Source organism: Serratia sp. HMSC15F11 (genome assembly GCF_001808215.1).
In the GTDB taxonomy this organism is placed as follows: Bacteria; Pseudomonadota; Gammaproteobacteria; order Enterobacterales; family Enterobacteriaceae; genus Serratia; species Serratia nevei.
This window is the reverse complement of the sequence record NZ_KV792509.1, coordinates 97,475-103,997: the sequence shown is the minus strand read 5'-3', so window position 1 is coordinate 103,997 and position 6,523 is coordinate 97,475. Positions and strand designations below refer to the sequence as shown.

At 53.1% G+C, this 6,523-nt stretch carries 8 protein-coding genes and 1 tRNA gene (1 of these 9 only partly in view); 3 read left to right on the top strand and 6 right to left on the bottom strand.

The features are described 5' to 3' along the window. The 4 genes from HMPREF3138_RS24015 to uvrY form a co-directional block, all read right to left on the bottom strand. Window positions 1-32: transfer RNA gene (locus HMPREF3138_RS24015), tRNA-OTHER, on the bottom strand; it reaches 50 nt to the left of the window's first position. A 144-nt stretch (window positions 33-176) separates the two neighbouring features. Next, window positions 177-725, bottom strand: coding sequence for a CDP-diacylglycerol--glycerol-3-phosphate 3-phosphatidyltransferase (gene pgsA / locus HMPREF3138_RS24010; protein ID WP_033642639.1), 549 nt, complete (start codon window positions 723-725; stop codon window positions 177-179). A gap of 58 nt (window positions 726-783) precedes the next feature. Next, window positions 784-2,616 carry an excinuclease ABC subunit UvrC gene (uvrC, locus tag HMPREF3138_RS24005; RefSeq protein WP_071605386.1) on the bottom strand — a complete coding sequence of 611 codons (1,833 nt, stop codon included), beginning with the start codon at window positions 2,614-2,616 and terminating at the stop codon, window positions 784-786. After that, window positions 2,609-3,265 carry a UvrY/SirA/GacA family response regulator transcription factor gene (uvrY, locus tag HMPREF3138_RS24000; protein WP_004927947.1) on the bottom strand — a complete coding sequence of 219 codons (657 nt, stop codon included), beginning with the start codon at window positions 3,263-3,265 and terminating at the stop codon, window positions 2,609-2,611. The genes uvrC and uvrY overlap by 8 nt, the downstream gene beginning before the upstream one ends. 703 nt (window positions 3,266-3,968) lie before the next feature. Between uvrY and HMPREF3138_RS23995 the strand changes: the two genes are divergently transcribed. After that, window positions 3,969-4,193 carry a DUF2594 family protein gene (locus tag HMPREF3138_RS23995; RefSeq protein ID WP_004927950.1) on the top strand — a complete coding sequence of 75 codons (225 nt, stop codon included), beginning with the start codon at window positions 3,969-3,971 and terminating at the stop codon, window positions 4,191-4,193. A 121-nt stretch (window positions 4,194-4,314) separates the two neighbouring features. Then, window positions 4,315-4,656: a GlpM family protein gene (locus HMPREF3138_RS23990; RefSeq protein ID WP_038875376.1), complete on the top strand. Its 342-nt coding sequence runs from the start codon at window positions 4,315-4,317 to the stop codon at window positions 4,654-4,656. 19 nt (window positions 4,657-4,675) lie between these two features. Here the strand turns inward: HMPREF3138_RS23990 and HMPREF3138_RS23985 are convergent, their stop codons facing one another. Together HMPREF3138_RS23985 and HMPREF3138_RS26570 are read right to left on the bottom strand one after the other, a co-directional pair. Continuing rightward, window positions 4,676-5,107, bottom strand: coding sequence for a hypothetical protein (locus tag HMPREF3138_RS23985; protein WP_038875373.1), 432 nt, complete (start codon window positions 5,105-5,107; stop codon window positions 4,676-4,678). Between the two features lie 170 nt (window positions 5,108-5,277). Continuing rightward, window positions 5,278-5,592, bottom strand: a complete 315-nt coding sequence (locus HMPREF3138_RS26570; RefSeq protein WP_038875370.1) for a hypothetical protein — start codon at window positions 5,590-5,592, stop codon at window positions 5,278-5,280. Between the two features lie 542 nt (window positions 5,593-6,134). On the opposite strand from HMPREF3138_RS26570, the gene HMPREF3138_RS27535 reads away from it, so the two are divergent. Then, on the top strand, window positions 6,135-6,494 hold the full coding sequence (locus HMPREF3138_RS27535; RefSeq protein ID WP_004927961.1) for a hypothetical protein: 360 nt from the start codon (window positions 6,135-6,137) through the stop codon (window positions 6,492-6,494). Window positions 6,495-6,523: the final 29 nt, after the last annotated feature.

The following is a 6,523-nucleotide window of genomic DNA, read 5'->3' as shown; positions in this document are numbered from 1 at the left end:
AGGTTGCGCTCTACCAACTGAGCTATTCCCGCATTACCAGAACTGACTGATTTCTTTGCTATCTTTCGGCAATTCATCGTTGTCGTCTGATGCGATGCATTCTACTTACCTGACGTGATGAGTCAATAAAATTGTTGGCTCATCACGATCGTTTGCCGATTTTTGCAGCGCATCGATCACGGTTCCAGCAGATCGTTGCGCGCAGCATTCAAATATTGGAACATAGACCAGAAAGTCAGTACCGCCGCGATATACAGCAAACCGATCGCCACATACTCTACGGAGCGGTCCGGCCGCCACAGCAAGCCCACCAGCGACATCATCTGCGCCATGGTTTTCACTTTGCCGATCCAGGACACCGCCACGCTGCTGCGTTTGCCAATTTCCGCCATCCACTCTCGCAGCGACGAAATGATGATTTCACGGGCGATCATGGTGGCCGCCGGCAGCGTGATCCACCAGCTGTGGTAGTGCTCCGCCACCAGCACCAGCGCCACCGCCACCATCACTTTGTCCGCAACCGGATCCAAAAACGCCCCGAAGCGCGTCGTTTGTTTCCAGCGGCGTGCCAGGAAGCCGTCAAACCAGTCGGTGACGGCGGCAAACACAAAGATAACGGCGCAAACCATCGGAGCCCAGCTGAACGGCAGATAAAACGCCAGCACAAAGAATGGGATCAGAACTACGCGAAACAGGGTAAGCCAAGTCGGTATATTCAATTGCATAATGCTACGGTAACTATCTGGCTAGAGTGGAAATTAAGAGTATGTTGCTACATTGCCCTCAGTGTTTCAATGCATTGTAGATCTTTTCTGCCAATGCTTGTGAAATACCCGGCACTTTTGCAATTTCCTCCACGCTGGCGTTCAACAAAGGTTGCAGTCCGCCCATATACTTCAACAGCACCTGGCGCCGTTTCGGCCCTACGCCTTCAATCAGCTCCAGTGCGCTGGTATTTCTGACTTTCGCCCTTCTCTGCCGGTGGCCGGTAATCGCATGATTGTGCGAATCATCGCGGATGTGTTGGATCACATGCAGCGCCGGCGAATCCGGCGGCAGCGAAATCCCCTCGCCTTCCGGCACGAAGAACAGCGTTTCTAACCCGGCCTTGCGATCGGCGCCTTTGGCGATGCCAATCAGCAGCGGCTTGTTCTTGTCCCAGGTAACGTTCAGCGATTTGAACACGTCGATCGCCATGCCGAGCTGCCCTTTGCCGCCGTCGATGAAGATGACATCCGGGATCTTTTTCTCTTCCAGCGCCTTACCGTAACGGCGCTTCAGCACCTGCGTCATCGCCGCGTAGTCATCGCCGGGGGGGATGCCGCTGATATTGTAGCGCCGATACTCCGCGCGCACCGGGCCGTTACCGTCGAACACCACGCACGAAGCCACGGTTTGTTCGCCCATGGTATGGCTGATATCGAAGCACTCCATGCGGTTGATTTCCGTCAGGTTCAGCACCTTGGCCAGCTCCGCCAGCCGCTGATGGATCGTCGACTGTTGCGAAAGCTTGGTGGTCAACGCCGTTGCCGCGTTGGTACGCGCCAGCTTCAGATAACGGGCGCGGTCACCGCGCGGCTTGCTTTGAATTTGGATCTTGCGCCCCGCCAGCTCGGAGAGCGACTCCGCAAGCAGGTCTTTTTCCGGCAGGCTGAAATCCAACAGGATCTCGCCGGGCAAGGTACGCGCCTGGCTGCCTTGCAAATAGAACTGGCCGACAAAGGTCTGCACCACTTCGCTCATATCCGTGCCGCCCGGCACTTTAGGGAAATAGCTGCGGCTCCCCAGCACCTTGCCCTGACGGATGAACAGCACATGCAGGCACGCCATACCGGCGTCGAACGCCACGCCGATCACGTCCAGATCGTCGCTGTCGCCCGACACGAACTGCCGTTCGGTAACGCGGCGCACGGCCTGAATTTGATCGCGAATGCGCGCCGCCTCTTCGAAATTGAGCAGTTTGCTGGCTTCTTCCATGCGCGCAATCAGCTGATGCAACACCTGCTGATCTTTGCCCGAAAGGAACAGCCGCACGTAGTCCACCTGCTGCCGGTACTCTTCTTCACTCACCAGGCCAGCGACGCAAGGGCCCAGGCAGCGGCCGATCTGATACTGCAGACACGGGCGCGAGCGATTACGATACACGCTGTTTTCGCATTGGCGGATCGGGAACAGCTTCTGCAGCAGCGCCAGCGTTTCACGCACGGCATAAGAGTTGGGAAAAGGCCCGAAATATTCGCCCTTGGCGTGTTTGGCGCCGCGATGCACCGCCAAACGGGGATGGGTATCCGCGCTGAGAAAAATCAGCGGATAAGATTTATCGTCGCGCAAAAGAACATTATATCGCGGTTGGTACAATTTAATGTAGTTATGTTCCAACAACAGCGCTTCCGTTTCGGTGTGGGTAACCGTTACGTCTATTTGCGCGATATTTTTAACCAGCGTCTCGGTTTTACGGCTGCTGACCTGCTGCCGAAAATAGCTGGCGAGACGTTTTTTCAGGTCTTTGGCTTTACCGACGTAGATCACCGTGCCCGTGGCGTCGTACATACGGTAGACGCCGGGCTGGCTGGTGACGGTACTCAGGAAGGCTTTGGCATCAAAACGGTCATTCACTGCTTAACAACGTCTCCGCATTGAACAATCCATGTCGGATGGCCAGGTGGGTCAGTTCGACGTCGCCGCTGATATTCAGTTTGCTGAACATGCGGTAACGGTAACTGTTCACCGTTTTCGGGCTGAGACTCAACTGCTCCGAGATCTCATTCACTTTTTTGCCTTTGGTGATCATCAGCATGATCTGCAACTCGCGTTCAGACAGGCAGCTGAACGGCGTTTCGGCCTGGGGCTCCAGCTGACTCAGGGCCATCTGCTGGGCGATATCAGACGCGATATAGCGCTGCCCCGCATGCACGGAGCGCAAGGCGTTAATCACTTCCTGCGGCGCGGCGCCCTTGCTCAGATAACCGGCGGCCCCCGCCTGCATCACCTTCGCGGGCAACGGGTTTTCAGTATGGATAGTCAACATGATGACTTTGACGTCGGGTGCATAACGCACAATCTTGCGCGTGGCTTCCAGCCCGCCAATGCCCGGCATATTCATGTCCATCAGCACGATATCGACAGCGTTGCCACGGCACCATTTTACGGCGTCTTCACCGCATTGGGCCTCACCGACAACTTTTATACCTTTGATATCTTCAAGAATGCGTCGTATCCCTGCGCGCACCAGTTCGTGGTCATCAACAAGAAGAACGCTAATCAAGGAAAAATCTCCAAAAAAAGGGAGTAACGCAATCAGCCTCTGTTTTCGCCAGAGATATTACTTGTTTTTCAGACAAGAATGAACACAGATTAATACATACTTCCGAATAACTTTGCGGAGCAGAGCTGATTTTTCAATTTTAGCCGTCTATGCCGCCAATAAATCGTCACGTCGGAAAAGATCGGGCGACGAAAATAATTTCGTTGCGCCGCGTCAGACACAGGATAGCGCGATAATCATGCAGCGAGGGGGAAATCTGTGTAAGCAATCACGACATGAATAATATTAGCACGGCGGTTGGCCGTTTGTAATCATTTGATATTTAAAGACGTAGCAAAAACCACCGCCATCGCCGGCCGAACACCCGACGTGCAGAACTATTATTCCCGGCGAACATCGGCAAAATCGGTGCCAGCCGCCTCAAATAATTATAATAACCCCAATGGTTCAACAATAACGTGCCGGACAAATACTTGTTAACCGCCCCGAAATAACTTACCGATAATGGATGATTCAGGCTGGCGGTGAACGGACGCTGCCCGCCGGCGTGAGCTGAGCAAGCCCGGTGCAGATGATGGACGCATGCTATGCTATACTCCGCGCCCAGTTAAATTCGCCGCTGCGCATGGGGCAACGTTTAGCCCGCGCGCGGTGTGCCAAAGCAGCTTGTATCAGGCTACGGCCTCAAAAATCAGGAGAGAAAATGAGCAACGTTGATTTCACTACGTCTGCAAACCCGGAGATCTTGGCGACCGAGGTTGCCTGCCTCAAAGCCACGCTGACGCTGATCCTGAAGTCGATCGGCCAGGCCGACGCCGGGAAAGTTATCATCAACATGGAACGTTTTATCGCCCAGATTGAAGATCCCACCCAGGCGGAAATCTTCAAGAACAGTATTCAGCAAATCAAGCACGCTTACCGTCAGTAAGCGTTGCGTCTCAGACCCGCGCTTCATGCGGGTCTGCTTTTCCCCGCGTGACGCCACACCCCATTGATCTTGCACGTGCTTTCGGGCAGTGTGTTGGCTTTCCCCCACACCCGGGACCATTATGGGCATCCTTGTCAAAGCGCTGATCGGCGCACTGGTCGTGGTTCTGATCGGCCTGCTGGCCAAAACGCGCAATTATTATATCGCCGGTTTAGTTCCGCTTTTCCCCACCTTCGCCCTGATTGCGCACTACATTGTCGGCAACGAGCGTTCCATTGCGGCGCTGAAAACGACGCTGATTTTCGGCATGTGGGCAGTGCTGCCCTATCTGGTGTATTTGATTTCTCTGTATTTCCTGATTAACAGCCTGCGGCTGTCGTTGGCCCTGGGGGCGGCGGTGCTGTGCTGGATTGCGGCGGCGTGGCTATTAATTACCCTCTGGGGATGGTGGCAAGGACGTTAACGCCCTTGCCCGGCCGGGGTTACGGTCGCCCCGCCTGCAAAACGAAACCGCGCTGCCGGTCACCGGCGATGCGCAGATAGCGGCTTTCACCGGCGCGCAGCGTCATCGGTATACTGCCTCCGGTATCACGCCAAATGCACAGGTGATTCTCGATCATATCTTGCCCGATACTGACCGAGATATTGCCTGGCGGCACGCGAAACTCTGCTTTTTCTTTCGCCTCCAGCGAAGCGGCAAACTCCCCATTCACATAGACGCCGGTGCGGCAGCTGCCTGCGAGCATTCCGCTGTCGCGAACCACCACCACCGTGGCGTAAGGCGTATCCGGGATATTCTGATAGAGCATCAGACGGCTCGGGGGCGGTAACTGAGCCTGTTGCGGCGGTATGGCTTGAGTCGCACATCCCGTTAACAGTGCAGAGGCAAATAACAACGCGGCGTAATGCTTCATCCTTGGCTCCTGAAGAAAATAATGCTTATCGTAACAAGAGAATAGCTGCCTCCAGTAGCATTCATGTCGCAGAGGCGAAAAAATCGGACAACTTCCCACGCCCCCACCAGCCCTCAGGAATAAGAAGATTCTGCATTAAAGCTCTTGAAATAAAGGCGATTATTGCAAATTTAAAACTTGACCATGCCACGTTGGATATCTGCCGCAAACGCACCACTGACGTAACTGAAACCATCCGGCGTGACGTAAACCCGGGTATGGCCGGTCTCTGATAACACCGCCACCATATATCCCAGGCTGATCATTTCATGTGAAGGCACATTCATCGGGGTTAGAAATCCACGCCCGCGGCACCACTGATAAAAGCGAGTTCGCCCATATCCCAACACGGCGCCAACATCAGAGAGGTGCTTAAATGCATCATAATCCTCTGATGGTGAAGGTAAACCGTCATGACTTTCAGGCGTTTTCTTTATCCCAGACAAAATAAACTCCTTTTTTGACTCTGTCGCGAACGGTTATCCTTCATCTGAGCTGAATTTAAAAAATCCAAATTTAAAATGCAAATGAATTCCCTGTAACTAAAAAGTCTTTCATGGATGAAATCTGAAAATAAAACCACAATAAAAAAACAGAAATAAAAAAATAAGGTATTAATACCGGGAATTAAATTTTAGGCATGGGTAAATATCCTAAATAAAAATGACCTTAAAATAGGATAAGAAAATGCTTAGCATGCATATTGTTTCGCTGCTCGAAATGATGCAATGGCGATCGGTATATTGCGGCAAAAAAGAGAATGGATAAAACTAGCGTCACATCGCCCCCCTCGTCGTGAGATCGCGATCCCTGCAGGCCTCCCTCAATTCGCCACATCCTCTCACGACGCGGCGCTACCTTAATCACACCTAAACAATAACAATTATCATTTCCAATTGTTCTGTCAGTTTATTACACTTTCCCGCCTCGCCAGTTAGGAACATTCCTAGGCGGCGAGCCTCAGGATAGAGAAAGAATTAGGGACACCATGAAGAATTGCCGTTGTTTGATTGTTTTGCCGTTATTGATGTTGACCGCCTGCACACAATGGGAAAGGCCCGGCGCGGTTGAGAGTACCCGGAATGCCGAATATGCCGAATGCCGTAGCCGCGGCTATGATCGCTTCCCCCCGGACGTGGTACGGGACGTGGAGTTCAGCTACGAAAATAAATACATTCCTTGCGAGAAGAACAAGAAAGACTGTCCATCGGGATACCGCTATGACAAGGAACCGTCGATTAAAACAGTGCAGACCGATCGCAATCAGTCCGCCCGAGACGCCACCATCGAAGCCTGTATGTACGGCAAAGGCTGGCGTGAGAAAACCTACTATTGGCCGCAATGGTGATGCAGCGACGTAGGATTGGACTGAAACGT

Coding starts and splice junctions, on each gene's coding strand:
- pgsA (WP_033642639.1), bottom strand. CDS start 725: ATGCAATTGAATATACCGACTTGGCTTACCCTGTTTCGCGTAGTTCTG.
- HMPREF3138_RS23995 (WP_004927950.1), top strand. CDS start 3,969: ATGAGCAACGTTGATTTCACTACGTCTGCAAACCCGGAGATCTTGGCG.
- HMPREF3138_RS23990 (WP_038875376.1), top strand. CDS start 4,315: ATGGGCATCCTTGTCAAAGCGCTGATCGGCGCACTGGTCGTGGTTCTG.
- HMPREF3138_RS23985 (WP_038875373.1), bottom strand. CDS start 5,107: ATGAAGCATTACGCCGCGTTGTTATTTGCCTCTGCACTGTTAACGGGA.
- HMPREF3138_RS27535 (WP_004927961.1), top strand. CDS start 6,135: ATGAAGAATTGCCGTTGTTTGATTGTTTTGCCGTTATTGATGTTGACC.